The following is a 25,758-nucleotide window of genomic DNA, read 5'->3' as shown; positions in this document are numbered from 1 at the left end:
ACCGGCCGGGCGCGCAATGAATGGTGTTTTCAGGCTAGAAGCGGCTTATAGGCAAATGTTTTTACCAGCGGAACCCCGAAAATTCCGGAATCGACAATAAAGCGCAGATATTTGTGCGCCCGACCAATGCCCGCTTTACCAACCCGAATGCGCCAAAGTCCTCGACCTATTCGGAAGAAGGAATCACCAGCACTTTTACCTCTCCCGGAGGGGCTGGACTGGCAATGACGGCTGGGGCCTCGTCGAGCGTCACGCGGCGCGAAATGAGCCGGTCGATTTCGATCGCACCGGAGGCCACGAGGTCGGCTGCCCGGCGATGCACAAAGGGATTGATGAAGGAACCTTGCAGGCGCAGTTCACGGAACAGAATATCGAAAGGCTCGATCTCGACCTTTTCGCCCTGCGGCAGCACGCCGAGGATGACGACTGTCCCGCCCGCTTTGGCAAGTCGTGTCGACTGCTTCACTGTTTCTGCGACGCCTGCGCATTCGATCACTACGTCGACGCCTCCGGGGACGAGCCCGTGCGGTCCAGAGATCGCCTCGATCACGTCGCCGGCGGTCGGATCGACCGTAGCCGTCGCCCCGACTTCCTCCGCCAGAAGGCGCTTCGAAGCCTGGCGCGTCGAAAGAATGACAGTCGTGGCACCCGCCAGTCTTGCGAGTTGAACGGTCAGCAGACCAATCACGCCGCCCCCGAGCACCGCTACCGAGGAGCCGGCTCGGATACCTGCCCCATCAATGCCGTGCAGGCAGCAGGCGAGGGGTTCGCAGAACGCACCGTGGATAGGATCGAGGGCAAGTGGGATTTCGAAGGCCTGCTTCTGAGGAACCAGCACGTACTCGGCAAATCCGCCGTCACGGTGGATGCCGATGGCGCGTAGATTGCGGCAGAGATTCACGCGGCCCGACTGGCACTGCGGGCAGCGCCCGCAGGAAATATTCGGATCGCCGGTAATTCTCGCCCCCGGCTTGATCGCGTGAACCGCGCTCCCGGCCTTCACGACTATGCCGCAGAATTCGTGGCCGAGAGTGACCGGAGGCGTGGACGGAAAATCCCCATGAAGGAGATGCCGGTCGGTCCCGCAAATGCCGCAGGCCTCCACTTTGACAAGCAGGTCGTCGGGACCGGGTTCGGGTACCTCGACGTGCCGAACGGAGATGTCGCCGACCGCTTCAAGACGCACTGCCTTCATGCATGCTCCTCCGACCGCCTCCGCGTCATAGGAACTCGAAAGTGAAGGATCGTCAATCCGCCCGGGAAGCGAGCCCGCGAACCACAGAGAAAAAGACCGGTTGGATGAAACCGCCCTGCGGCGATTGCGTTTTACATGGATCGTCGCGCAAGCATATAAAGACTCAACGCGCCAAGGTAGAAGCGACGTCTCCGGAGGATAGATCATGGAATGGAAGGGCCGCCGCCAGTCCAGCAATGTCGAGGATCAGCGGGGCGCAAGCCCAGGCGGCCTTGGAGGCGGCCCCTTCGGCCGCGGCGGCGGGTTCCGCATTCCGACAGGTGGCGGCGTGCGTCGCGCCGGCGGCGGCTTGAGCTTCGGTACGATCATCTTCCTCGTCATTCTCTATTTCCTGCTGAAAGCCATGGGCATCGACATGCTCCAGGTTCTCGAAGGTGGTCCGGTGAATATGCCGGGCTTCGAACACAGCGACGGTTCTCAGGTGCCGCGCGGCTCGGCCGAAGAGGAGGAAATGAAGGCGTTCATGGCGACGGTGCTCGGCGAGACGGAAGATACCTGGAACGGCATCTTCCAGGCCGGCGGTGAACAGTATGAGGAGCCGAAGCTCGTGCTTTTCAGCGGCGCCGTCCAGTCAACCTGCGGGTTCGCCTCCTCCGCATCAGGGCCCTTCTATTGCCCGGGCGACCGCAAGGTCTACCTCGACATGAGTTTCTTCGAGGAGCTTGAACAGAAGTTCGATGCATCCGGAGATTTCGCCCAGGCCTATGTTCTGGCCCATGAGGTTGGGCATCACGTCCAGAACCTCATCGGCGTTCTTCCGAAGTTCGCCCAGATGCGGCAGCGCATGAGCGAGGTCGAGGCGAACCAGATGTCGATCCGCGTCGAGCTGCAGGCGGATTGCTTTGCCGGGATCTGGGGCAAATACACGGAGCAAAAGGGCCTGCTGCAGCGCGGCGACCTCGAAGAGGCACTCAATGCCGCGACCCAGATCGGCGATGACACCCTGCAGAAACGCATGCAGGGCTATGTCGTGCCGGAGAGCTTCAACCATGGCACCTCGGAGCAAAGGATGAAGTGGTTCAAGCGCGGCTTCGACAGCGGCAGGATGTCGGACTGCGACACCTTCTCGGGCTCCGTCTGACGGCTTTCGCCGGTCCGGAAGCCCGGCGTCCGGAAGCGTAACACCACTGGAGCCGCTCCTTCCCATCCGCCCAATGCGCCTCGAAACGGCGTTCGATATATTCCGACCCCCGGCGACTGCCCGGCGGCTTTTGTCGCGATGAATACACGCGAGGCGCGAACAATCATTTGCTATTGTGATCATTTCGATAAGAGCCGTTGAAATGTTCATGGATTGTTTCGGTCCAGGCGATGCGATACACCTTATTTGGTGACGTCGTTCACGTTCTGTCTCCGTTTCGGCGGACGCGGGGAGGAGCTTCCATGCTCGACAAGAAATTCGTACGACGCGGCCTGTACCTCGTCTTCTTGATTCTGCTTCTCGATATCATGGGCATCGCGATCATCGTGCCGGTGCTGCCCAGCTATCTCCAGGAACTGACTGGAGCGAATGTCGGCGAGGCAGCCATCGAGGGCGGTTGGCTGCTGCTCGCCTATTCGGGGATGCAGTTTCTATTTGCGCCGCTGATCGGCAATTTGAGCGACCGATTTGGGCGTCGGCCGATCCTGCTGGCCTCGGTGTTGACTTTTGCGATCGACAACCTGATCTGCGCGCTGGCAACGAGCTACTGGATGCTCTTTGTCGGTCGCATTCTCGCCGGTATCAGCGGCGCGAGCTTTGGAACGGCGTCCGCCTTCATCGCGGACGTCAGCGACGATACGAATCGCGCACGGAATTTCGGATTGATCGGCATCGCCTTCGGCACCGGATTTGCGCTCGGTCCGGTGATCGGCGGCTTCCTCGGCGAACTGGGACCGCGTGTTCCTTTCTATGGCGCGGCCGCGTTATCCTTCATCAACTTCGCCATCGGCCTGTTCCTTCTTCCCGAGACGCTCGATCCCGCAAATCGGCGCCGCTTCGAATGGCGCCGGGCAAATCCGCTCGGCGCGCTGAAGCAGATGCGCAACTATCCGGGGATCGGCTGGGTGGGCCTCGTCTTCTTTCTCTACTGGCTCGCTCATGCCGTCTATCCGGCGGTCTGGTCCTTCGTTTCGTCCTACCGCTACGGCTGGAGCGAGGGGCAGATCGGGCTGTCGCTCGGCATATTCGGCGTCGGCGGGGCGGTGGTGACGGCCGTCGTCCTGCCGCGCATGGTGGCGAGGTTGGGCGAGCGAAGGACGGCGACGCTCGGCCTCGCCTTTACTGCGCTTGGCATGGCCGGCTACGCGGCCGCCTGGGAGGGCTGGATGGTTTATGTCGTGATTGTCGCGACGGCGCTCGAAAGCGTTGCCGATCCGCCCTTGCGCAGCATCGCATCGGTCCACGTGCCGCCCTCGGCGCAAGGCGAGCTGCAAGGCGCTCTCACCAGCATATCCAGCATAACGACGATTCTCGGGCCGCTGCTCTTCACGCAGATCTTTGCGCTCTTCACCGGCCCGACAACGGGCTATTCGTTCTCCGGTGCGCCTTATGCGCTGGCGGCGTGCCTGATAATCGCAAGCCTCTCTGTTTTCCTGTTGCGGGTGCGGCCGGTCCGGAGCGGTGCGTTCGAGAACGCAGCACTGAGTCCGGTCGACGCGCCGCGGGAACAGTTTGCGCCGCGATAGGAGAGGCACCTGCGGAACGATCAATTTTCTTGATAGTCCGATGAAAAATTAAGCAGCTCCGCCCTTGTCGCTAGCGCTCGTCCCAGTGGTGCTGTAATTCGAATTGCTCCTAGAATTGATCTGTGCCCGATGCGCCGCAGAGCGAGGATTATTCCATGCTGACCGCGACACAAGAGCTTGTGCCTGCACAAACCGAGAATTCGTGGGGCACCCACTTTCGCGCCAGCATCTCTCTCGGCGTCCCCTTCATCGGTGCGCAGCTCGCACAGCTTGCGATCAACACCACCGACGTGCTGATGGTCGGCAGGCTCGGGGCGGTTGAGCTTGCGGCGATCATCATTGCCACCCAGGTCTTCTTCACCGTGTTCATCTTCGGCAGCGGCTTCGCAAATGCCGTGGTGCCGATGGTCGCGCAGGCACAGGGGCGAGGAGACCGGATCTCGGTTCGCCGCTCCGTGCGGATGGGCATGTGGGTGGTATTGCTCTACGGCCTCGTCACCGCGCCGATCCTCTGGATGGCCGAGCCGATCCTGCTTCTCGCCGGCCAGAAGCCGGAGGTTTCGGCCCTTGCTGCAGAGTATCTCCATATCGCGCAATGGGCGGTCTTTCCGAGCCTCATCTTTATGGTGTTGCGGGCGTTTCTGAGCGGCCTGGAGCGCGCTGGGATCATTCTCTACGTGACGCTCGCGACCTTGGTCCTGAATGCCGTGCTCTGCTATGTGCTGATTTATGGCCATTACGGATTTCCGGCGCTCGGCATTTTTGGTGCTGCGGTCGCGGCTCTCGGCGTGGCGCTGCTGGGTGCGGCGCTGACGATCGGTTACATACGCGGGCAGCCTGAACTCGATCGCTACGAGTTGTTCGTGCGCTTCTGGCGCCCGGACTGGCCGGCCTTCCGCGAGGTCATTTATCTCGGTGTTCCGATTTCGCTGACAATCCTTGCGGAGGTGAGCCTCTTCACCGTCGCTTCGCTGCTCATGGGAACGATCGGCACGATCGAGCTTGCCGCCCACGGCATTGCGCTTCAGTTCGCGTCGATCGCCTTCATGATTCCGCTCGGCCTAGCACAGGCTGGCACCGTGCGCGTCGGCCTCGCCTATGGCAGCGGCGATCTCATCGGTGTCCGGCGCGCCGCCATCGCCGTGCTCGCCCTCGGCTCCGGGTTCGCAGCCATCGGCAGCACGATCTTCGCGCTGCTTCCGCATCAGCTTGCGGCGCTCTATCTAGACACCAGCCGGCCCGATGCTGCCGAGGTGCTTGCCTTTGCCGGCCCGCTGATCGTTATTGCAGGGGCGTTCCAGCTCGTGGATGGGCTTCAGGCGATCGCCGCCGGCATGCTGCGCGGACTGAAGGACACGACCGTGCCGATGATCCTGGCGATGATTTCCTATTGGCCGATCGGCTTCGTCTGCGCCTGGGCCTTCGCCTTTCCGCTGAAGTTCGGCGGCATCGGCGTGTGGTTCGGCTTCGTGTTGGGGCTGGCGGCCGCTGCCGTGCTGCTCAACTGGCGCTTCTTCCGCCTCATTCATTCGATCCGCGCTCCGACCGTAGTTTGATTGCGCGGCGATCGATGCAATACGCGAACAGGCCCGCCAAAAGAATAGCCGGACGGGCAGGGGATGCCGTCCGGCTCGTAATGAGCGGCCCCACCAGGGGAAGAAATGAGACCGCTGGTGAAACTTCCTCGCAGAAGTTTCCTGGAGGCATTCATTTCAAAAGCGACGGCGACGCAATCACTGCTGCAGCCGCCGTCATTTTCTCCTCAGCCCATCCGTTGCTGCCGACAGGACGGTGACGCGGTCACGAGCCTCGCTGCGAAGCGCATGGATCGTCGCAAAAATCATCGCGAAAAACATTGCCATCGAAAACAGAGCAAGTCCCATGGCCGTCTCCTTTCAGCTGCTACAACGGCACGCTATCTAGAAAAGTTCCATTCACTTGTTGTTTCAGGCTACAACTTCCGGTGTGAAACCAGTTTGAACGTTGCATTCATTTAGCATTCATTCTCTCGGCGCTGCTGTTTCCGGTGGAACAGGGCCCGGCGGATCGCCTTACCCTTGCGGTCCGCCGCGGTCCGTGACAAAAGGCATCACCCAACGGAAACAGGTGCGATGACCACGGCTTTCTATCCCGGCTCCTTCGATCCGATGACAAACGGGCACCTTGATGTTCTCGTTCAGGCGCTCAACATAGCCTCGAAGGTGATCGTCGCGATCGGCATTCATCCGGGAAAGACGCCGCTCTTTTCATTCGACGAGCGCGCAGACCTGATCCGCCGCTCGCTCAGTGAATTCCTGCCGGAAAGGGCAGGGGATATCGCCGTGGTCTCTTTCGACAATCTGGTCGTGGATGCGGCCCGTCGGCATGGTGCGAGCCTACTTGTGCGCGGATTGCGGGACGGCACGGACCTCGATTACGAGATGCAGATGGCCGGCATGAACCGGCAAATGGCGCCGGATATCCAGACCCTGTTTCTGCCGGCGGGAACCGCCTCGCGGCCCATTACGGCCACATTGGTCCGGCAGATCGCAGCCATGGGCGGCGATGTCAGCGCCTTTGTTCCCAGGGCGGTCTTTCAGGCGCTGCAGGCGAAGCACAAGGCCTGAGCTTTCACCACGCAAGGAGAACGCATGAAAATCCTCCAACTGGCCCTTGCAGGGTCCCTCGCGCTCGCCACCTTCACGGGAGGCGCCCAGGCGCAGTCGAGCGACAACACCTTGACGATCGAACTCAAGGACGGCCCGGTCGTCGTCGAGCTGCGTCCGGACATCGCGCCGAAGCACGTCCAGCAGATCAAGGAACTGGCTGCCGCAGGCGAGTATGACAATGTTGCCTTCCATCGGGTGATCAAGGGCTTCATGGCACAGACCGGCGACGTGCAGTATGGCGACATGAAACAGGGCTTTCAGCCGGAGCTTGCCGGCACGGGCGGGTCATCGAAGCCTGATCTGCCGGCCGAGTTCTCGGAGGTTCCCTTCGAGCGCGGCACCGTCGGCATGGCACGCTCGCAGGACCCGAACAGCGCCAACTCGCAGTTCTTCATCATGTTCGCTCCAGGCGACTTCCTCAACGGACAATATACGGTTGTCGGCAAGGTCGTCGAAGGCATGGAGAATATCGACAAGATCAAGCTTGGCGACGACGCCAACAACGGCGCCGTCACGGACCCTGACCGCATGATCAGCGTCAAGGTCGGCAAATAGGATCAGACAGAAGGAGAAAAATCATGGCCGAGATCAAGGATCCGGAAAACACGATCATCATGGAAACCACCAAGGGCAGGGTGGTGATCGAGCTTCTGCCGGACGCGGCTCCGGGCCATGTCGCCCGCATCAAGGAACTCTCACGCGAAGGCGCTTATGACGGCGTTGTCTTCCATCGCGTGATCGAGGACTTCATGGCACAGACCGGCGACGTCCAGTACGGCAAGACCGGCGGCGAGCACTTCAATCCGGCGCGCGCCGGCATGGGCGGGTCATCCAAACCGGACCTCAAGGCCGAGTTCTCCGAGATCGCCCATGTGCGCGGCACCTGCTCGATGGCCCGCAGCCAGATGCCGAATTCGGCGAATTCGCAGTTCTTCATCTGCTTTACCGACGCTCCTTGGCTCAACAAGCAGTATTCCGTCTGGGGTCAGGTCATCGAGGGCATGGAAAACATCGACAAGATCAAGCGGGGCGAGCCAGTGCGCGATCCCGACTCGATCGTCTCCATGCGGGTTGCCGCCGACGACTGATTTGCGCTAATGCACAGACCCGCCCCGGGTCGCGCGTAAGCCACCGGGTCGGGTTTGCCTTTGTCCGACACCTGATGCGCGTAGACCTGTTCGATTTCGACCTGCCGGAGAGTTCCATTGCGCTGAGGCCAGCGAGCCCCCGCGACAGTGCCCGCATGCTCGTCGTCCAGCCCGAAGCGGAACGGGTCCTCGGCGATTACGGCGTGCTCGACCTGCCTTCGTTCCTGAAACCTGGAGACGCGCTCGTCTTCAACGATACGAAGGTCATTCCGGCCCAGCTCGAGGGCATTCGCCGGCGCGGCGAGGATGTTTCGACACAGGTTTCGCTGACGCTGCACATGCGCGTCGCCTCCGACCGCTGGAAGGCGTTCGCCCGGCCGGCTCGGCGGCTGAAGCCAGGTGACAGGATCAGCTTCGGCCACGGCGAAAATGCCTGCCTGCTCGGCGCTCTCGATGCGACCGTTGAAGACAAGGGCGAGGCAGGCGAGGTCACTCTTCGCTTCGATCTTTCAGGCCCGGTGCTCGACGAGGCGATCATGTCAGTGGGCCACATTCCGCTGCCGCCCTATATCGCTTCCAAGCGCCCTGAGGATGCGCGCGATCGGACCGACTATCAAACGGTCTATGCGCGCGAGGAAGGGGCGGTCGCGGCGCCGACGGCGGGCCTGCACTTCACCGATCGCCTGTTTGGCAAGCTTGACGAGGCCGGTATCGAGCGCCACTTCGTTACGCTTCATGTCGGGGCGGGAACCTTCCTGCCAGTCAAGGCCGACGATACCAACGATCATGTGATGCACGAGGAAATCGGTCATGTGGACGCCGCGACCGCCGAAAGGCTCAATGCGGTTCGGGCGCGCGGCGGACGCATCGTCTGCGTCGGTACGACGTCGCTGCGGCTGATCGAAAGCGCTGCGACGGAGGAGGGCAAGGTCCGTCCCTGGTCGGGACCGACTGGGATTTTCATCACCCCAGGCTACCGCTTCCGCGCCGTGGACATGCTGATGACCAATTTCCACCTGCCGAAATCGACTTTGTTCATGCTGGTGTCTGCCTTTGCCGGGTTGGAAACGATGCGTGCCGCCTATGCCCATGCGATCGCAGCCGGCTACCGCTTCTATTCCTATGGCGATGCAAGCCTGCTCTTCCGGAAAGAACAATGACCGAAACGTTTCAATTCAAGCTGCTTGCGACTGACGGCAAGGCGCGCCGCGGCGAGGTCTCGACCCCGCGCGGAACGATCCGCACGCCGGCGTTCATGCCTGTCGGAACGGTCGGCACGGTCAAGGCAATGTATCTCGACCAGGTACGGGATCTGGGCGCCGACATCATCCTCGGCAACACCTATCACCTGATGCTGCGTCCCGGTCCGGAGCGCGTCGCTCGCCTCGGCGGCTTGCACAATTTCATCCGCTGGGAGCGGCCGATCCTGACGGACAGCGGCGGCTTCCAGGTCATGTCGCTCTCGAGCCTGCGCAAGCTCAACGAACAGGGCGTGACCTTCAAGAGCCATGTCGACGGCGCGCTTTATCACATGTCGCCGGAACGCTCGATCGAGATCCAGGGACTGCTCGACAGCGACATACAGATGCAGCTCGACGAATGCGTCGCATTGCCGGCCGAGCCGGGCGAAATCGAGCGCGCAATGGAAATGTCGATACGCTGGGCGGAGCGCTGCAAGGTCGCGTTCGGCAATCAGCCAGGCAAGGCGATGTTCGGGATCGTGCAGGGCGGCGACATTCCGAAACTGCGCGAACGTTCCGCCCTCGCGCTCAAGGAGCTCGACCTCAAGGGCTATGCGGTCGGCGGTCTCGCCGTCGGCGAGCCACAGGAGGTGATGCTTGACATGCTCGACGTCACTTGCCCCGTCCTGCCTGCGGAGAAGCCGCGCTACCTGATGGGGGTCGGAACGCCGGACGATATCCTGAAGTCGGTCGCGCACGGGATCGACATGTTCGATTGCGTCATGCCGACGCGCTCCGGCCGCCATGGCCTGGCCTTCACGCGCTATGGCCGGATCAATCTGCGCAATGCGCGTCATGCCGAAGACATGCGGCCGCTCGATGAACAGTCCTCGTGCCCGGCGGCGCGGGATTACTCGCGCGCCTACCTGCACCATCTGATTCGTTCCAACGAATCGCTCGGCGGCATGCTCCTGAGCTGGAACAATCTCGCCTATTACCAGGAACTGATGGCCGGCATCCGCAACGCGATCGAGAAGGGGCGCTACGCCGACTTCATGGCAGAAACCCAGGACGGCTGGCAGCGCGGCGATCTTCCGCCCGTGTAAGTCGGACGAGCCGAACATCGTCAGAGGGCGGGACCAGGCGCGGTCTGCACCATCACCACGCCATTGATCTTGTAGCTGCCATCCGGCTGCGGCACGAGTTCATAGATCGCCGTCCAGTCCTTGCCGTCCGATCCGGAGATCAGCACCTCCTGGATCACTTCGTCGCCCACCAGCTTCGACCGCCCGAAGGCGAAATTGCCCGGGCGATACAGGTGCTGGTAGCTCTTCTTGACCATCTCGAAAAACACCCCTTGGTCCGGAAATTTTTCCCTGATTCCGGGGGAGGCGAAGGAGTAGGCAGTTTCCGCGTCGTCTTCCAGAAAAGCCTGGATCTGGGCCCGAATGACCGACCTCGCGATATCGACAGGGTCTGCCAGCGCTCGGTCCACGCCAAGCGCGAGCACCAGGCAAAGAGCGACGGAGACCACTCGTGTCATGGGAGCCTCCATGAGCTTTTCTTCACGAAAGCATAGGCCTGATGGCTTTGATAAGCACCACCTTCGGCTTACAAGGGGCAGCTTGGAGGGATTCCCAGAGCACTATTCAATAAATTCAGGAATTTGCGCCCGCTTTTGCAACTTTATTGCGAAACAGTCACAATCTCGTGACTTTGGGTGGCCGCCTTCGGCGCGGTACTTGCCCCTATTGAGCGCAAGCTAGCCGCGCTTGGAGACCACCCGGTCCATGTTGCGCTGGCGCGCGCCGTGGCATGTCTTGTATGTCTTGCCGGATCCACAAGGACAGGGATCATTGCTCCGGCGCTGCAGGCGGCCGATCAATGGCAGCAAGACCGCCGAAGGCAACAGGGCAGCGACAAGGATCGCGAGCTTGGCCGAGACACCCGGGATGACGAGCCGACGACCGGATTTGAAACCGCGCCAGGCGCATTCGGCGACATAGTGGGAATCGACTTTCGGCAGGACCTTGAAGAGCGCCGCCCTGTTTGCGCCCGATCGTTCGAGGAACTCGGTCGATACCGGTCCCGGGGCGACGCAGGTCACGGTCACGCCGGTGCGATGAAGTTCCTGGTGAAGAGCCTCCGAAAACGAACGAACGAAGCCCTTGCTGGCATAGTACAGAGCCATATACGGGCCCGGCGTAAAGCTCGCGACGGAACCGAGATTGATGACGCCGCCGCGGCCGCGCGCCACCATGCCGGGCAGAAAGCGAAGCGTAAGATCGGTGAGGGCACGCATGTTCAGATCGACGATGCCGAGCTGGTCAGCGACGGGCAGCAGCGTTGCACTGCCGCGAAGGCCATAGCCGGCGCTGTTGACCAGGACATCGCAGAACAGCCCGTTGGCGGACAGGAATGACTCGAGCTGGCGCGCTGCATCGCCCGCCAAGAGATCCAAGGCGACGCTGAAGGCCTCGCCACCGGCCTTCAGCATATCGGCGGCGGCGGCCGCGAGGCCGTCGGGCGAACGGGCTACCAGAACAATGGCTGCGCCGTCCCTGACGGCAACCTCGGCAATCGCCTTGCCGATGCCGCGTGAACCGCCCACAACGACGACGGCCGGCCGGAGCTCCGTTTGCGCCGTCATGCCGCACCTGGGGCGGCAGCTGCTGCAAGCGCAGCGGTTTTCGCTAGCGCGGTTACCTCGGCGGCAACTTCGTCGTTCAGAATTCTTTCGAATCGCTCCAACGCGCGCGCCACATTGGCGCCATCCATGACCCGGTGATCGTAGTGGATGCGGACAGTCACCATGCCCCGATCGTCGATCGGGCCATAGTTGAAGATCGTCGTCAGAGGTGTCAGCGGATTGAGGGACTCGGCGCCGAGCCCCGAATAGACCGACAGCTGGAAGGTTCCGAAATGACGGCCGCGGGGGCGACCGAGATTGAGCCCCAACCACATGAGCAGCCAGCGGATCGGCGCCGGCAGCTTGGCGATCTTCAGGGCGCGCCGGAACTCCTTGACCTCCATGACGGGGCGTGTCCGGGCCGCCTCGATCAAGGCGGCGATTTCGGCGATCGGACGACGCTCCGGGTTCTTGATCAGGCTTAGCAGCACGGCCCGCTCGCCATCGAAGTCGCGCTCGTGGGCGATCGACGCGACGCTTTCCGGGTATTCGTAGAGCTGTGGTCTCGGCAGCTTGACGTAAGCCCGCCGCAACTCGGGAGTTTCGAGAGACAGAAGCGCATAGCCCTTGAGGAACAGCACCGTCCAGGAAGGCTTGCTTTGCTGTGCCGCTCGGGCTTCCAGCAAAGGACCGAGGTTCATTTGCCGCTGCACGGTTACCCGCGGCACACGAATCGAAAAGCGCATCAGATCGCCGACGAGGCGCCGCGGCGCCGAAAGCTTGAGAGCTCGGCCACGCATCGGGGCACCTCTAGTAAAGATAGGGGATGATCCGCTTGGTCTTTTCCATGTAGGCGCGGTATTGCGGGCCGAATGTCTCCAGCATCATTCGCTCCTCCTCGTCCACCCTCAGAAAAAACAGAATTGCGAAGCCCACCAGCCCGGCGAGGCCCATGATCCAATTCGCCAGCAGGAAGGCCTGTCCAACGCCCATGAGCATGAAGGAAGTGTACATCGGATGGCGCACGAGCGCGTAGGGCCCGCCGCTGATCAGCTCATGTCTGTCGCGAATCTCCAGGGTGATGGACCAGTTGCGACCAAGTTCCTTATGGGTCTTGCGAAACACCCACATTGCAGCGGCGAAGACGATGGCGCCGACGGCCACGGCCCACGCCCGTGCAGGATAATCTGCCGCCTCGGGGATGCCTGTTACCACATAGAACCCGGGTATGATTCCGAGGCCAAGCAGAGCCGCAGAAAGCCCGATCGTCTCGGAGCGCGAGCGACGGTTGCTGACGATCTCGACGCGCTTCGCACGGCGCTCATAGGGACGGCGAATGAAGTACCAGGCGACGATGCCGAGCACCCAAATAGTCTGGCCGACGGAAGCTATCGACATGCTCACCCTAGCTTGCAAGGCTTTTTGCGAATTGCGATTGCGCCAATGGCGAGCGGAGAGGGCTTTAGCCGACCGCGTTAACCGCCATTCATCTCACGAAGCCTTGTAATGAATTCTTGCGGCCTTAGCCAGATGCCCGGGGTCTTATACCCCATGGAGCGCGCAATCTCTGCCACGAAGGCATTGCAGTTGTAGACCGACGCATGCCAGACGCGCGACTTTTCCTTCAGCTTGCGTATGAAGACGACGACCTTGTTGTATTCTGCCTCGGTCAGCATGACGCGCCAGCTTGCCGACCTGTATTCCTCTTCGAGGTCGCCATCGCTCGCTCCAGTCTCTGCCGGCACCGGAAAAAAATGACCAAGAACATAGGGCGCGGCATCGTTGGTAGCCGGAGCAAGACCGGCGACCTCGGGGTTGATCATCGCGCCCGCCGCATTGGTGCGGCCGAAAACTGCGTAAGTGTGGCCGTAGCTCAGCGCGTAGCGTGAGCGGAATTCGATGAAGTACCCTTGCTCTCGGGTCTGGGATAGTAGCTTGGCTGGCCCACCCGTGTGGCTGCTCGACACGAATGCCGGCTGAGGCTTCTTGTCTTGCGTCTGGCACGCTGTTGCAGCGAATGCGAGCAAGAACACAGGGAGGATACGGCTTACTGCAAATGTCATCACGTCACTTCGCTATGTCGCCGAACTTATTCTAACAAAATTTGGGCCGGCTCGTGTCAACCAGTGGCGTTTTTGACCGTCTGCCTGGGGCTGATTCGGTCTGAAGGCGCCCCGCGGGAGAGCTTGGAGCCTCCCACGGGGCAAATTTACCTGTTTATTTGAAAACAGGAGCAGGTTCGGCTGCCGGCTCTGCTGCGACCGGCGGCGGAGCCTTTCCTTTGCCCTTGCCGATCGTGTCACAAGCGGTCAGGCCGGCGACAGAAAGCAACGCAATCATCACGATTAGAATTCTGCTCATCAAGTAGTCCTTTCCTCAATAGTCGGAATGGTTTATCGAAGGCAACACTCCAAGTAATAGTGGCGATTTGCGCCTAGGCCTAGTGCAAGAAGGACACAGTTGGCATCAGCTTTGTCGGTGCGGAACTGTTCAACGGGTACTTCAAAACACATGGCTTAATTATTTATACCAAATACGCGCGCAAACACCATCAGATGATCAATACCGTGGTCCCCACGGGGGTCCGGCTGTAGAGATCAACGATGTCGTCGTTCGTCAAGCGGATGCAACCGCTCGATACTGCCTGACCGATCGTCCACGGTTCGTTCGTGCCGTGGAGGCGGAACATCGTGTCGTTCCCGCCACGATAGAGGTAGAGGGCGGATGCACCAAGCGGATTGTGTAACCCGCCCGTAACGCCCCCCGCATACTGACGCAGGTGCGGTTTGCGGCGCATCATGTTTTCGGTGGGTGTCCATGACGGCCACTCCGCCTTTCGGCCGATCGTCGCCTTGCCCTTGAGGGTGCGCCCTTCCTCTCCGACGCCGATGCCATAGCGAATCGCCGAGCCGCCCCCTTGGACGTAGTAGAGATACCGTTGCTCGGTATCGACGACGATCGTTCCCGGCGCCTCGCCCCCGTCATAGGCCACTTCCTGCCTGCGATAGCGCGGGTCGATACGCGTCCTGGACGCGATTGGGCGTTCCATTGGTCGCCAGGTCGAACTACATCCGGTGGCCACCAGAGCCAGACTGCCCAACACGAGCATGCGACGCGTAACGTGGTTCTTGTCCATCTTCACCTGCTGAGAAAATTCGTGAGTCCCCGCCCTGCGTGTTTAACACCGCTGCGGGCGCTGGCCAAGCCTCGCATCTCAGGCGGGCACAACGAGGTGAATTCGACGTTCCGAATCAGGGGCGTTGAGGCCCGATTCGAGACGCCACGAAGGGTCACCTGCATCGGATCGGCGGCGCCGGTTCGCGTCCGGTTACCCATGGCGACCTGTTCGCCATCGGGCACCACAAGCTCGATGGATAGATTAAGCGGCTTGCGGCAAGCGTCTGCGTCTGCTCGACTGGGGTGGAGCAGACAAGGAGGATGGACAGCATGAAGCTTGGCTTCGAAGGGAAGGTCGCGATCGTCACCGGTGGCGGTTCCGGAATCGGAGCCGCCATCTGCCGCCAATTGAGCGGCGAGGGGGCCGAAGTTGTCGTTGCCGATCTCAATACCGAGGCCGCCCAGCAGATCGCCGACGAGATCCGCGCCAATGGAGGCCTAGCCCGCCATTTCACGGTCGATATCGCCGACGCTCGCGCTGTAGGGCAATTGGTCGACTTCGCAATCCAGGAATGCGGGGGCCTGAATCTCGCGGTCAACAACGCCGGCATCGAAGGCGTCCGCAAGCCGACCGCGGACTATCCGCTCGAAAACTGGGAGCGCGTCATCAACGTCAACCTGAACGGCACCTTCCATTGCATGAAACACGAGATCGCGGCCATGCTCGGAAGGGGAGGAGGCGCGATCGTCAACGTCACATCGATTCTTGCTTCCGTCGCCTTGCCTACCGCACCGGCGTACACCGCGGCCAAGCATGGGGTTATCGGGCTGACCAAGGCCGCAGCGATCGAATATGCGCGAATGGGCATACGTATCAACGCTGTCGGGCCCGGCTGGATCGAAACGCCGCTTCTGTCGGAACATGCCGAGCTGGCGAAAACCCGGCGGCTGGAGGCCCTTCAGCCGATGGGCCGACGCGGCACGCCGGAAGAGGTGGCGGCTCTTGTATGTTTTCTCTTATCCGACCGGGCCAGCTTCATCACCGGCAGCTACCATCTCGTGGACGGCGCCTACACGGCCCACTGAAGGCGGGCAGCGTCTCAGTTTGGATCCCGTGACGCCAGATCCGGGCGCTGGCATCTTCCGGGGATATCGGTGAGCGAGAAATTCGAAACTCACACGTTGCTAGCCGCGCCGCCAAAAATGACCCAGCATGCGGCGGACGCGGCATGAGATAAGTGCCCCGATCAGACCCGCCGTCTCTCGGCCGTCAGAAACACCGCCAGTAAACAGCACAGCAGGCCAAGGGACGATGGCAGCCCGTGATTCCCGATCAGTTGCATCGCCAGTCCTGTCGCGGGCGAGCCCATGACGCCTCCGACGCCCCATACGAAAGCGAAGGCCGCGTTGCCGGCGATCAAGGCTTGGCCGGTGAACCGCTCGCCGAGCTGGATCAGTGCCATGGTGTAGAGCCCGAACGAGACCCCGCCCCAGACGAAAACGAGCGGCCAGATGAGCCACGAGTTGAAGATCGACGACAGCACGAGGCAGCCGGCCAGCGAAGCCAGGGCGCAGAATGACATGGTCCGCGTCGAGCCGAACCGTTCGGCCACGCGCCCGAGCAAAATCTGCAGCACGGCATTGCCTGCGACGAAACAGGTAATGAGCGAAGCGATGCGCTCCTCGGCGCTGCCGAGCGCGGCGCCATAGACTGCGAACAAGGAAAGCAGGGTCTGCTCGAATGCGGCTGCGGCGAAAACCGCGAACAATAGAAGCGGCGCCATGGCGACGAAGCCGCCGACCGATGTGGCCTCACCTTCAAGCGGCATCTTCGGCAGGCGCGGCACGACCACAAACAGGATCAGACCGCAGAGAAGGAAGGCCACGATGCCGATCATGAAGGGCGGCCAACCCTGCGTGCCGACCAGACCGAGCGACAGCGGGCCGATGGCGAAGCCACCCGAAACGATCGATGAATAGAGGCCCATGATGCGGCCCCGGCGCGGCGCGGGCGTGATCGTGATCAGCCAGGTTTCGCTGACCACGGAAAGCGGATTGGCGAAGAAGCCGAGCAGGAAGCGCAGCGCCATCCAGGCCCAGATGTCTTGTGCCCAGGCAATCGCGGTCAGGGTGAGGGCGGCCATTATCGAACACAGGACTGCAAGCCGCGCCGCGCCCACGCGCCGCGCCAGCGCCGGAATGAAGGGCGCGGAAACAATGAAACCCAGCGGCGTCATCGCCGCCGAGAAGCCGATGAGGCCGGCCGTCGTCCCCTGCCGATCCAGGATGAAGCTGAGGAGCGGATAGGTCAGCCCCTGTGCCAGGGCGAACACCGTGACGGTCGCGATGATGCCCGCTATCGCGGCCCAAGGGATCCGCTCCTCTCGCGGTGATGTCGTGCTGTGCAAGTGCCGGCTTATCACTGCGGCACGCGGGAGCTGGCGATCCCGTGTCATTGCAGCATTCGCCGTATGCTTGCCGGAAGGGCTCGGCCCGCCGTCTCGTCAGACCGATATCGACGATCAAATGGGAATTGGCCTTCCGCGATAGTGCTTCGCAGGCTCGCCGGGCTGTCTTGCCGACCCAGCGCCGCGAGCGTTCCCGGCGCCACTGCCTGATGCGGGGTCGATGCGAGGATGGGAGTATCGTTCATTGCAACCTCCATGCGGCTTGACGGGCCGAGGCCCTCGACCCGAAAGAGGTTGAATTCTGCAGGAGACGAACAGCGTCGTAATTAAGCCCTTCCAAAGAGTTCTCAAAAACTTCCAAACGGACTATTGATGCGCCCTATGCAGGGTCCGCGCTTTGCCTTCGGTCCGTTCGTGCTTGATCCGGGTGCGGGAACGCTGCTTCGGAACGGTGTCCCTGTTGCCGTTGGCTACCGCGGTCTAAAGCTGCTTGCGGCGCTCGTCGGACAGCCCGGCGAGGTCCTGGGGAAGGCCGAGTTGATGGACGCAGCGTGGCCGGGCAGGGCGGTCGAGGAAGGCAACCTCACCGTCCAGATAGCGCAGCTCAGGAAGCTGCTTGGTCCGGCCGCCGACGGCGGTGAATGGATCGCCACGGTTCCACGCGTCGGTTACCGCTTCACGGGGGCCATCGAGCAGCTCGGGGGCATGAAGCGAAAACCCTTGCCCCTGCCCGACAAAGCATCGATAGCCGTGCTGCCCTTCGTTAATTACAGCAGCGGCCCCGAGCAGGAATCTTTCGCGGACGGCTTGACGGAAGACCTGATCACCGACCTGTCGAGGACCGCCGGCCTGTTCGTCATCGCACGCAACTCCGCATTTGCCTACAAAGGAAAGGCGATGGACGTGCGCCTGATCGCTGAGGAGCTTGGCGTGCGCTACCTGCTGGAGGGTAGCGCACGGCGCGCCGCTGGGCGCGTGCGCATCAACGCCCAGCTGGTCGATGCGGTGAGCGGCGAACAGCTATGGGCGGAGCGCTTCGACCGCAGCCTGGAAGATATCTTTGCGGTTCAGGACGAGGTCACCGGAAAGATCGTGGAGGCGTTACTCGGCCGGCTCGGCGCACCGCCGCCGCGAAATCGGCCCAAGAGTCTCGAGGCTTATGATCTCTGCGTGCGGGCGCGCAAGCTGATGGATGACTCACCGCAGACGGCGCGCGAAGCCCATCTGATGCTCACGCGCGCGGTTTCGCTCGATCCGCAATACGCCGAGGCCTATCGCTGGCTTGCCATAAACCACTGGATGGGATGGGTGCATTCCGGCGGGCCAACTCAATCTTCGCGTAGCCTTGCTTTGGAACTGGCGCGCAAAGCCGTAGCGATCGACGCCAACGATGCCGGCTGCCGCTGGGTCCTGGCTTACCTGCTTGCCTATGAGCGCAGCTTCGCCGAGGCGGATGCGGAATTCGCCAAGGCGATCGAGCTCGACCCGAACGAGGCCGACGCCTGGGCGGCATTATCCGACATCGCGGTCTTGGCCGGGCGGATCGAGGAGGGCCTTGAGCACATTCGCAAAGCGTTTCGGCTGAATCCGTTTCCGCCAAGCTGGTACTATCTGACGCTCGGTCAGGCGCAATATGCGTCCGGCGAATACGAAGCAGCCGTCGAGACACTGCGCAGGGACGAGACTTATCGTACAAGCTCCCGCCGTTTCCTGGCGGCGAGCCTGGCGCAACTGGGCCGGCTCGACGAGGCGCGCGCAGAGGTCGAACTGTTCCTCGTCGGCAACCCGCATTTCACAACCCGCCACTGGGCCAAGACGGAGCCATTCCGCGACGCCGCGACGCTTGAGCACTTCGTTGATGGCTACCGCAAGGCCGGTCTTCCGGAGTGACCCGGCGGTCCTATGTCAAGCGACCATGAGGCGCACCCTGTAACGACTTGCATATTGCAACCAGATCCGTTTCCTGATACTGCTTGCATAATGCAAGCGGAAAACAGATCATTGGACAGTTGTTCATGATGCAGCCGCCGGTTTTTTTCGGCAGCGTGTCGATTTTGAAGCCGTCAGTTCGTCCTAGAGGGATGGCAAACCAAAACACGGGGTATCTTCATGTTGGACCGGCAGATTGAGACGCAGAGCATCTACCGTTGGGTAATCGTTGCGGCAGGCGGAATTCTCGGCTGCGTCGCAATAGGCGCCATGTTTTCCCTGCCTGTTTTTCTCTTGCCCATCTCCAAAGACACCGGCTGGTCAGTTACAGGCGTATCCAGCGCCATGACGATCGGTTTTGTCGCGCTGGCAATCGCAAGCATGATCTGGGGTCCTCTGTCAGACCGCTTCGGTCCCCGATTGGTCGTGTTGACGGGCTCAACTGTTCTTGCAGCTGCCCTGGCTCTAGCCAGTCGAGCGACATCGCTCGTCGAGTTTCAATTGATCTTTGGGGTGGCCGTGGGAGGAGCGACCGCCGCGATTTTCGCGCCGATGATGGCTTGCGTGACCGGGTGGTTCGATACGCATCGCAGTCTCGCAGTGTCGCTCGTATCTGCTGGCATGGGGATGGCGCCAATGACCATGTCGCCATTCGCGGCCTGGCTCGTGACAGTCTACGATTGGAGAACATCCCTCCTGATCATCGCCGTCTTTACTGCGGGCGCGATGATCCCCGTCTCGCTGCTCGTACGCCGCCCACCGGCGCTCGAGAACGAAAATGCCACAATGTCTCCGGCCGCGGAGGCGGATTCCGCCATGTCCGTAGGGGAGGCGATCAGATCACCACAATTCATCGTCCTGCTTTTGACGAACTTCTTCTGCTGCGCCACGCATTCAGGACCTATCTTCCATACCGTGAGCTACGCAATAAGCTGCGGCATCCCGATGATCGCAGCCGTTTCCATTTACAGCGTGGAGGGCCTGGCGGGCATGGGCGGTCGTGTCGCCTTCGGACTCCTCGGCGATCGCTATGGAGCCAAACGCATTCTCGTCGCCGGCCTGTTTCTGCAGGCCTGCGCCGTGCTGTGCTATGCCTTCGTCAGTCAACTGAACGCGTTCTACGCGGTGGCGGCACTGGTCGGGTTTGTCTATGCCGGTATCATGCCGCTCTATGCCGTCATCGCGCGCGAGAATTTCCCGCTGCGGATGATGGGTACGGTCATCGGCGGAACGGCAATGGCCGGCAGCCTCGGCATGGCGATCGGTCCGGTCGCCGGAGGAATGATCTACGACACCTTCGCGAGCTACAGCTGGCTCTACATCGGCGCCTGGGGCATCGGCATCGGGGCTTTCCTGATCGCCTTGGCCTTCAAGCCTTTCCCCAAGGATAAACCAGCCTTCGCGGCCGCTTAAATCACGCAGGCATCTCTGCGGGTCCGCAATACAATCTGCCGACTTGCCGCCGATCACGGGCGCCCCTGACCAGGGTCGTCCGATCTGCAAGATGCACCGGGGACCCCGCGCGCTCAATGCGGGGCAGAGCGATTCTCACCAAGAGGCGACGACTGTCACATCTCTAGCTGGCTCATATGTCGCATCTCTAAACTGCCGCTACATATAAAAATCGCATAAGATAGATTATGGAACTTATGTGCATGCAAAGAACAAGATAATAGCTTGAATCAATGGCTTGCAGGCATATTCTAGCAGCCGACTTTACGCCTCTTCCGCCGCCGGCATATCGATCTCGAACTCCAGCCGCATCATGTCGTAAGCCGGTTCGACATGATCCGGCGTCTCGTCGCGCACGACATTGTAATCGAGCGGCACATGCATATGCGTCAATACGGCGCGTTTCGGCTGCAGCCGTTCGATCCAGCCGAGCGACTGCACCAGTGACAGATGGCTCGGGTGAAACCTGTATTGCAACGTGTCAAGAACAAGCAGATCGAGGCCCTTGAGTTTGCCGACGGTATCGGCCGGAAAGTCACTGACGTCGCTGCAATAAGCAACGTTGCCGATGCGGAAGCCCAGCGAATGGATATTGCCGTGGAACTGCATCAACGGCTGGAATGCGACCGGCCCGCCGGCGCCTTGGATGACGACCGGCGGAAGATCCTCCGGGATGACGTGCGGATCGACGATCGGCGGGTATCCGCTTCCGGGCGGCGATTCCATGCAGTACCGGAACCCCTCGCGAATTCGCCCCATGGTGAAGGCGTCAGCCCAGATTGGCACGCGCTTTCGATTTTCGATGACGAAGCCGCGCAGATCGTCGATTCCGTGCAGATGGTCCGCATGGGCGTGGCTGTAAAACACGGCGTCGATGTGACGAACACTGGCTGCCACCATCTGAATGCGAAAATCGGGCCCCGTGTCGATGACCACGGTCGTCTTGCCGCCGCCCGGCGCAATTTGCTCCACGAGCAGTGCGGCCCTCAATCGCCGATTGCGCGGATTTGACGGATCGCAGGCACCCCAGTCGCCGGTGATGCGCGGCACCCCGGGCGAAGAGCCGCAGCCCAGGATGGTGAAGACCCGCCGGAACGCCATGTCAAAGCCTCGGCATCTTGGAGAAGACGCGCCAGGCGTTTTCCGTCGTGATCTCCGCAATTTCCTCCTTCGACACACCGATTGTCTCGGCGAGCACGTCGGCGGTGTGCGCAACATAGGCCGGCTCGTTGCGCTTGCCGCGGAAGGGCTTTGGTGCCAGATAGGGCGCGTCCGTCTCTACAATCAAGCGATCGTGGCGAACCGTCTTGGCGATATCCCTCAGTTCCTGCGACTTCGGAAAGGTGAGAATTCCGGAAAAGGAGACATAGCCCCCGAGCTCGACACCGATCCGCGCCAGTTCGGCTCCCGATGAAAAGCAATGGAGGAGGAACGGGAAGGCGCCCTTCCCGGCTTCTTCCGTCAGGATCGCGGCCATGTCCTCGTCCGCCGAGCGGCTGTGGATGACGAGCGGCAAGCCGGTTTCGCGCGCCGCCGCTATGTGGCGGCGCAAGCCTTCCGCCTGGGCCTCGCGCGGCGCGTTGTCGTAGAAATAGTCGAGCCCCGCCTCGCCGATCGCGACCACCTTGGGATGCGTCGAAAGGCGGACGAGATCCTCCGTCGTGATGTCCAGCTCTTCGTCGGCGTTGTGGGGATGGGTGCCGACCGAGCAGAAGACGTTTTCATATTTCTCGGCAATCGCCAAAATGGTCTCGAAGCGCTTCACGCGGGTCGAGATTGTCACCATCTGGGTCACGCCGGCCTGCCGGGCGCGCTCGATGATCGCATCGCGCTCGGCGTCGAAGTCCGGAAAATCCAGATGGCAGTGCGTGTCGATCAGCATCAGTTTGCTCTCGCTTACGCTTCCGGCGCAACGTAACGCGGGAAGACCGGTTTCGGCGCCTCGAGCGGCGTCCCGGGCACAAGGCGGCCTGCCTCGCCGAGATCGGCGAAATTGCGTTCTTCTGCGGGGACCGCCACCAGATCCAACAGCTTGCCGGCCGATTCTGGCATGAAGGGCTGCAGCAGGATCGCGATCTGGCGCACGACCTCCGCCGTCACATAAAGCACGGTCGCCATGCGTTCCGGATCGGTCTTCTTCAACGCCCACGGCTCCTGGCCGGCGAAATAGCGGTCCGTCTCTGAAACGACGGCGATGATGGCAGCGAGAGCGCGGTGGATGAGCTGCTTGCCCATTTCCTCGCGCGTCGTCTCGAGGAGCGCGTCGGCGGCGGCGAGCATCGCCCTGTCCTCTTCCGTCAGCGGTCCGCATGCCGGAATCTGGCCGTCGCAGTTCTTGACGATCATCGACAGCGAGCGGCTGGCGAGATTGCCGATCCCGTTCGCGAGGTCGGAATTGATCCGGGTCGCGATCCCCTCCTCGCTATAACTGCCGTCCTGGCCGAAGGAGACTTCACGCAGGAAGAAATAGCGGATTTGATCCAGGCCGAAATGCTCGACGAGGTTAAACGGGTCAACCACGTTGCCGAGCGACTTCGACATCTTCTCGCCCTTGTTGAGCAGGAAGCCGTGAGCGAAGACGCGCTTCGGCAGCGGCAGGCCGGCCGACATCAGGAAGGCGGGCCAATAGACGGCATGGAAGCGGATGATGTCCTTGCCGATGATGTGGATATTCGCCGGCCAGAACTTTGCCCGCGGGCCTGAGGGATCCGTCAGATAGCCCGTTGCGGTGAGATAGTTCGTCAGGGCGTCCACCCAGACATACATGACGTGGGCAGGATCGTTTGGAACTCGGATGCCCCAGTCGAACGTCGTGCGCGACACCGACAGATCCTTCAGGCCGGACTTCACGAAGGAGATCACCTCATTTCGCCGCTCGGCCGGCCCGATGAAGTCCGGGTTGTCCTCGTAGTGCTTCAGGAGCTTGTCCTGATAGGCCGACAGTCGGAAGAAGTAGCTTTCCTCCTCCACCCACTCTACCGGCGTTCCCTGCGGCCCGTAGCGCACGCTGTCGTCGCGCAGTTCCGTTTCGTTTTCCTGGTAGTAGGCCTCGTCGCGAACGGAATACCAGCCGGCATAGGAGTCCTTGTACAGATCGCCCGCCTCGCCCATGCGGATCCAGATCGCCTGCGACGCCTCGTGGTGGCGCTTCTCGGTCGTGCGAATGAAATCGTCGTTCGACGCGTTAAGCACCTCGGCCATCTTTTCGAACTCGGCCGAGTTGCGGTCGGCAAGCTCCTGCGGCGAGATGCCTTCCTTCCTCGCCGTCTGCTGCATCTTCTGGCCGTGTTCGTCCGTACCGGTCAGGAAGAAGACCTCACGCCCGTCCAGCCTCTGATAGCGCGCCATCGCATCCGTCGCGATCAACTCATAGGCATGGCCGATATGCGGCTTGCCGTTGGGGTAGGAAATCGCGGTGGTGATATAGAACGGGGACGTGTCTCTCATGGCGGGCTTCGATTTACCTCGGATCGGAAACTACGGCAGCTATTAGCGCATCGCCTTTAGGTAGGGAACCGCCACCCTCAGAAAAAGCCCGACTGAGGCTGTAGGTCATGTCCTGCTGTTCGCCCACAACAGCAAGATCGACCTTGCCGCGGCGATCGAGCGGAAGTGGAAATTCAGGCCAGGCTTATAAGGCATCCTTCAGATCGTCGAGCAGCGACAGGATCGTCTGCTTGCGATCGAGATTGTACGCCTCGCTCAAGGTCAGGCGCTCGGCGAAGCTGCTGGAGAGCCTTGCGAAGCGCTCGGCTCGGACGATATCGCCGGCAATGGCGGCCTCGCGCGCCAGCCGCATCACACGCCCCGCAAGCAGCGACGAGAAGAAGTCGTAGATCGTCTCGCTATCCTTCGTCGAGAGGATATCGGCGAGTTTGTGTATCTGCTTGCGGATGGCCGGCCCCTGCCCCGCAAGGACGTCCTCGAAGGCGGCGGCGATATCGAGGCCGCCGTAGTTGATCAGCTTCAGCGCCTCCGAAACGCTGCCGCTTGCCGCCGCAACGATCCCCTCGGCATTTGGGCCGGTCAGGTCGAATCCCAGATGGGCGAGCGCCAGGCGCATGGGCTCCGGCTCCAGCGGCTTCAGCCGCAGCGGCAGGCAGCGCGAGCGGATCGTCGGCAGCAGTTTTCCCGGCGCGTGCGTCAGCACGAGGAACAGCGAGCGGCGCGGCGGCTCCTCCAGAATCTTCAGGATGGCGTTGGCCGCATTGCGGTTGAGGTCGTCGGCAGGATCGATGATGACGATGCGCCAGTTCCCCGTTCCCGACGTCTGCCCGAAGAATTTCCCGGCGCGCCGGACCTCATCCACCGTGATTGCGCCCTTCGCCCTGCCCGTCTTCTCGTCCACGGGGCGGGTGAGATGCAACAGGTTGTGCGATGCGCCGGAGGCAAGCTGGCGGGTCACAATCGAAGTCGGATCGGGATCGACGAGGTGCTCCGGCGCCTGCGCGGGCTCCGGATGGCTGAGCACATGATTGGCGAATCGGAAGGCGAGCGTCGCCTTGCCGATGCCCTCCGGACCTTCGATGAGAATCGCATGATGGCCTTTGCCCGACCTGTAGCTCTGGGCCAGAAAGGCCTCTGCTTCACGATGGCCGAAGAGCTTGTTGTTTTCCACGGGAGCGACGGCTCCCTCCAGCACGCCTGGACGTTCCATCGTCATGACGCCGCTTCCACCCGGGACGATTGAGGCTCGCCGCCCGGCAGCAGCGCTTCCACAAGCCTCAGCACTTCTGCCGCAATCACCTCCGGCGGGCGGGTGGCGTCGACGACACGGCAACGCTCGGGATCGGCCTCGGCAATATCGAGGAAGGCCTCGCGGCGTTTCTCGTGCGTCTCCAGTTGCTCCTTCTCGAAGCGATCGGGTCCCTCATTGGCAGAGCGGCGGCGGGCGCGTTCGAGCCCGACCTCTGCAGGCAGGTCGAAGATGATCGTTCGATCGGGAATGACGCCGTTGACGGAGACGCGCTCGAGCGTTTCGACGAATCCCGGCTCAAGATTACCGGTGACGCCCTGGTAGACGCGGGAGGAATCCAGGAAGCGATCGCAGAGAACGATCCGCCCTTGCTGCAAGGCGGGACGGATCACTTCCTCGACATGGTCGCTGCGCGCCGCCGCGAACAGAATCGCCTCCATGCGGACGCCGAAGGGTTCCGCCGCGCCTGACAGCAAGACATGCCGAACCGCCTCCGCGCCTATGGAACCTCCCGGCTCACGGGTGGTCAGCACGTCATAGCCTCGGGCGCTGAGCGAATCGGCAAGAAGGCGCATCTGGGTCGACTTTCCCGCCCCTTCTCCACCCTCGAATGTTACGAACAAACCCTTTGCCAGCGACACAAGTTCTTCCAGATCGGCGTGCATATCGGTTCTGTTTAGCCGATTGG

The 25,758-nt window shown here is 61.8% G+C and carries 26 protein-coding genes and 1 pseudogene; 12 read left to right on the top strand and 15 right to left on the bottom strand.

Going from position 1 to position 25,758, the window contains the following annotated elements; genetic code table 11:
* Positions 1-166: 166 nt before the first annotated feature.
* The gene (locus tag AU381_RS03160) at positions 167-1,195 is read right to left on the bottom strand and encodes a zinc-dependent alcohol dehydrogenase family protein (protein WP_064240363.1); all 1,029 of its coding nucleotides are present in this window, start codon (positions 1,193-1,195) and stop codon (positions 167-169) included.
* 205 nt (positions 1,196-1,400) lie between these two features.
* Here AU381_RS03160 and ypfJ point away from each other — a divergent pair, with 205 nt between their 5' ends.
* From ypfJ to AU381_RS03145, 3 genes are all read left to right on the top strand, one after another.
* Positions 1,401-2,336, top strand: a complete 936-nt coding sequence (gene ypfJ, locus AU381_RS03155; RefSeq protein WP_064240362.1) for a KPN_02809 family neutral zinc metallopeptidase — start codon at positions 1,401-1,403, stop codon at positions 2,334-2,336.
* Positions 2,337-2,638: 302 nt separating this feature from the next.
* Positions 2,639-3,922 carry a TCR/Tet family MFS transporter gene (locus AU381_RS03150; protein WP_064240361.1) on the top strand — a complete coding sequence of 428 codons (1,284 nt, stop codon included), beginning with the start codon at positions 2,639-2,641 and terminating at the stop codon, positions 3,920-3,922.
* 155 nt (positions 3,923-4,077) lie between these two features.
* Complete coding sequence (locus tag AU381_RS03145; protein ID WP_064240615.1) at positions 4,078-5,478, top strand: MATE family efflux transporter; 1,401 nt, start codon at positions 4,078-4,080, stop codon at positions 5,476-5,478.
* A 195-nt stretch (positions 5,479-5,673) separates the two neighbouring features.
* Here the strand turns inward: AU381_RS03145 and AU381_RS31005 are convergent, their stop codons facing one another.
* The gene (locus AU381_RS31005; RefSeq protein ID WP_280137772.1) at positions 5,674-5,805 is read right to left on the bottom strand and encodes a hypothetical protein; all 132 of its coding nucleotides are present in this window, start codon (positions 5,803-5,805) and stop codon (positions 5,674-5,676) included.
* Between the two features lie 228 nt (positions 5,806-6,033).
* Between AU381_RS31005 and coaD the strand changes: the two genes are divergently transcribed.
* The 5 genes from coaD to tgt all read left to right on the top strand — a co-directional run bounded on the left by coaD (position 6,034) and on the right by tgt (position 9,945).
* Positions 6,034-6,528, top strand: coding sequence for a pantetheine-phosphate adenylyltransferase (gene coaD / locus AU381_RS03140; RefSeq protein ID WP_064240360.1), 495 nt, complete (start codon positions 6,034-6,036; stop codon positions 6,526-6,528).
* A 24-nt stretch (positions 6,529-6,552) separates the two neighbouring features.
* Positions 6,553-7,125 carry a peptidylprolyl isomerase gene (locus AU381_RS03135; protein WP_064240359.1) on the top strand — a complete coding sequence of 191 codons (573 nt, stop codon included), beginning with the start codon at positions 6,553-6,555 and terminating at the stop codon, positions 7,123-7,125.
* Between the two features lie 23 nt (positions 7,126-7,148).
* A complete protein-coding gene (locus tag AU381_RS03130; RefSeq protein WP_064240358.1) occupies positions 7,149-7,658 on the top strand; it encodes a peptidylprolyl isomerase in 510 nt (169 codons plus the stop codon).
* 74 nt (positions 7,659-7,732) lie between these two features.
* Positions 7,733-8,818: a tRNA preQ1(34) S-adenosylmethionine ribosyltransferase-isomerase QueA gene (gene queA, locus AU381_RS03125; protein WP_064240357.1), complete on the top strand. Its 1,086-nt coding sequence runs from the start codon at positions 7,733-7,735 to the stop codon at positions 8,816-8,818.
* A complete protein-coding gene (gene tgt / locus AU381_RS03120; RefSeq protein ID WP_064240356.1) occupies positions 8,815-9,945 on the top strand; it encodes a tRNA guanosine(34) transglycosylase Tgt in 1,131 nt (376 codons plus the stop codon). The genes queA and tgt overlap by 4 nt, the downstream gene beginning before the upstream one ends.
* 20 nt (positions 9,946-9,965) lie before the next feature.
* Here the strand turns inward: tgt and AU381_RS03115 are convergent, their stop codons facing one another.
* The 7 genes from AU381_RS03115 to AU381_RS03085 all read right to left on the bottom strand — a co-directional run bounded on the left by AU381_RS03115 (position 9,966) and on the right by AU381_RS03085 (position 14,604).
* Positions 9,966-10,382, bottom strand: coding sequence for a DUF4864 domain-containing protein (locus tag AU381_RS03115; RefSeq protein ID WP_082909625.1), 417 nt, complete (start codon positions 10,380-10,382; stop codon positions 9,966-9,968).
* Between the two features lie 219 nt (positions 10,383-10,601).
* Entirely contained in the window at positions 10,602-11,489 is an 888-nt protein-coding gene (locus AU381_RS03110; protein WP_064240354.1) for an SDR family NAD(P)-dependent oxidoreductase, read from the bottom strand.
* Positions 11,486-12,268 (bottom strand): 2-oxo acid dehydrogenase subunit E2, encoded by a 783-nt coding sequence (locus tag AU381_RS03105; protein ID WP_064240353.1) that lies wholly within the window; start codon positions 12,266-12,268, stop codon positions 11,486-11,488. Before AU381_RS03105 ends, AU381_RS03110 begins: the two co-directional genes overlap by 4 nt.
* A 10-nt stretch (positions 12,269-12,278) precedes the next feature.
* The gene (locus AU381_RS03100) at positions 12,279-12,866 is read right to left on the bottom strand and encodes a protein-S-isoprenylcysteine O-methyltransferase (RefSeq protein ID WP_064240352.1); all 588 of its coding nucleotides are present in this window, start codon (positions 12,864-12,866) and stop codon (positions 12,279-12,281) included.
* A 77-nt stretch (positions 12,867-12,943) separates the two neighbouring features.
* On the bottom strand, positions 12,944-13,531 hold the full coding sequence (locus AU381_RS03095) for a hypothetical protein (protein ID WP_064240351.1): 588 nt from the start codon (positions 13,529-13,531) through the stop codon (positions 12,944-12,946).
* 154 nt (positions 13,532-13,685) lie between these two features.
* Entirely contained in the window at positions 13,686-13,829 is a 144-nt protein-coding gene (locus tag AU381_RS03090) for a hypothetical protein (RefSeq protein ID WP_064240350.1), read from the bottom strand.
* Between the two features lie 190 nt (positions 13,830-14,019).
* Positions 14,020-14,604: a L,D-transpeptidase gene (locus AU381_RS03085; protein WP_064240349.1), complete on the bottom strand. Its 585-nt coding sequence runs from the start codon at positions 14,602-14,604 to the stop codon at positions 14,020-14,022.
* A gap of 311 nt (positions 14,605-14,915) precedes the next feature.
* Between AU381_RS03085 and AU381_RS03080 the strand changes: the two genes are divergently transcribed.
* Positions 14,916-15,671 (top strand): SDR family NAD(P)-dependent oxidoreductase, encoded by a 756-nt coding sequence (locus AU381_RS03080; RefSeq protein WP_064240614.1) that lies wholly within the window; start codon positions 14,916-14,918, stop codon positions 15,669-15,671.
* A 161-nt stretch (positions 15,672-15,832) separates the two neighbouring features.
* Here the strand turns inward: AU381_RS03080 and AU381_RS03075 are convergent, their stop codons facing one another.
* On the bottom strand, positions 15,833-17,041 hold the full coding sequence (locus tag AU381_RS03075; RefSeq protein WP_064240348.1) for an MFS transporter: 1,209 nt from the start codon (positions 17,039-17,041) through the stop codon (positions 15,833-15,835).
* A gap of 324 nt (positions 17,042-17,365) precedes the next feature.
* Here AU381_RS03075 and AU381_RS03070 point away from each other — a divergent pair, with 324 nt between their 5' ends.
* Complete coding sequence (locus AU381_RS03070) at positions 17,366-18,883, top strand: winged helix-turn-helix domain-containing tetratricopeptide repeat protein (protein WP_174552516.1); 1,518 nt, start codon at positions 17,366-17,368, stop codon at positions 18,881-18,883.
* 219 nt (positions 18,884-19,102) lie between these two features.
* A complete protein-coding gene (locus tag AU381_RS03065; RefSeq protein ID WP_064240346.1) occupies positions 19,103-20,335 on the top strand; it encodes an MFS transporter in 1,233 nt (410 codons plus the stop codon).
* 303 nt (positions 20,336-20,638) lie between these two features.
* Here the strand turns inward: AU381_RS03065 and AU381_RS03060 are convergent, their stop codons facing one another.
* Genes AU381_RS03060 through metG form a run of 3 tightly spaced genes read right to left on the bottom strand, consistent with a single transcriptional unit; the run spans position 20,639 to position 23,821 of the window.
* Positions 20,639-21,475 carry an MBL fold metallo-hydrolase gene (locus AU381_RS03060; protein WP_064240345.1) on the bottom strand — a complete coding sequence of 279 codons (837 nt, stop codon included), beginning with the start codon at positions 21,473-21,475 and terminating at the stop codon, positions 20,639-20,641.
* A 1-nt stretch (position 21,476) separates the two neighbouring features.
* Positions 21,477-22,256: a TatD family hydrolase gene (locus tag AU381_RS03055; protein ID WP_064240344.1), complete on the bottom strand. Its 780-nt coding sequence runs from the start codon at positions 22,254-22,256 to the stop codon at positions 21,477-21,479.
* A 14-nt stretch (positions 22,257-22,270) separates the two neighbouring features.
* Entirely contained in the window at positions 22,271-23,821 is a 1,551-nt protein-coding gene (metG, locus tag AU381_RS03050) for a methionine--tRNA ligase (protein ID WP_064240343.1), read from the bottom strand.
* 100 nt (positions 23,822-23,921) lie between these two features.
* On the opposite strand from metG, the pseudogene AU381_RS30660 reads away from it, so the two are divergent.
* Positions 23,922-24,011, top strand: a pseudogene (locus tag AU381_RS30660) (pyrophosphatase); the annotation flags it as partial.
* Here AU381_RS30660 and AU381_RS03045 read toward each other — a convergent pair.
* Both AU381_RS03045 and tmk read right to left on the bottom strand, forming a co-directional pair.
* Positions 24,006-25,037 carry a DNA polymerase III subunit delta' gene (locus AU381_RS03045; RefSeq protein WP_064240342.1) on the bottom strand — a complete coding sequence of 344 codons (1,032 nt, stop codon included), beginning with the start codon at positions 25,035-25,037 and terminating at the stop codon, positions 24,006-24,008. The pseudogene AU381_RS30660 and the gene AU381_RS03045 sit on opposite strands and share 6 nt — an antisense overlap.
* Positions 25,034-25,735 carry a dTMP kinase gene (gene tmk, locus AU381_RS03040; protein ID WP_064240613.1) on the bottom strand — a complete coding sequence of 234 codons (702 nt, stop codon included), beginning with the start codon at positions 25,733-25,735 and terminating at the stop codon, positions 25,034-25,036. Before tmk ends, AU381_RS03045 begins: the two co-directional genes overlap by 4 nt.
* Positions 25,736-25,758: the final 23 nt, after the last annotated feature.

This window comes from Sinorhizobium glycinis (assembly GCF_001651865.1).
GTDB classification, from domain to species: domain Bacteria; phylum Pseudomonadota; class Alphaproteobacteria; order Rhizobiales; family Rhizobiaceae; genus Sinorhizobium; species Sinorhizobium glycinis.
Note: the sequence above shows the minus strand (reverse complement) of the source record. Positions and strands in the feature narration are given on the sequence as shown.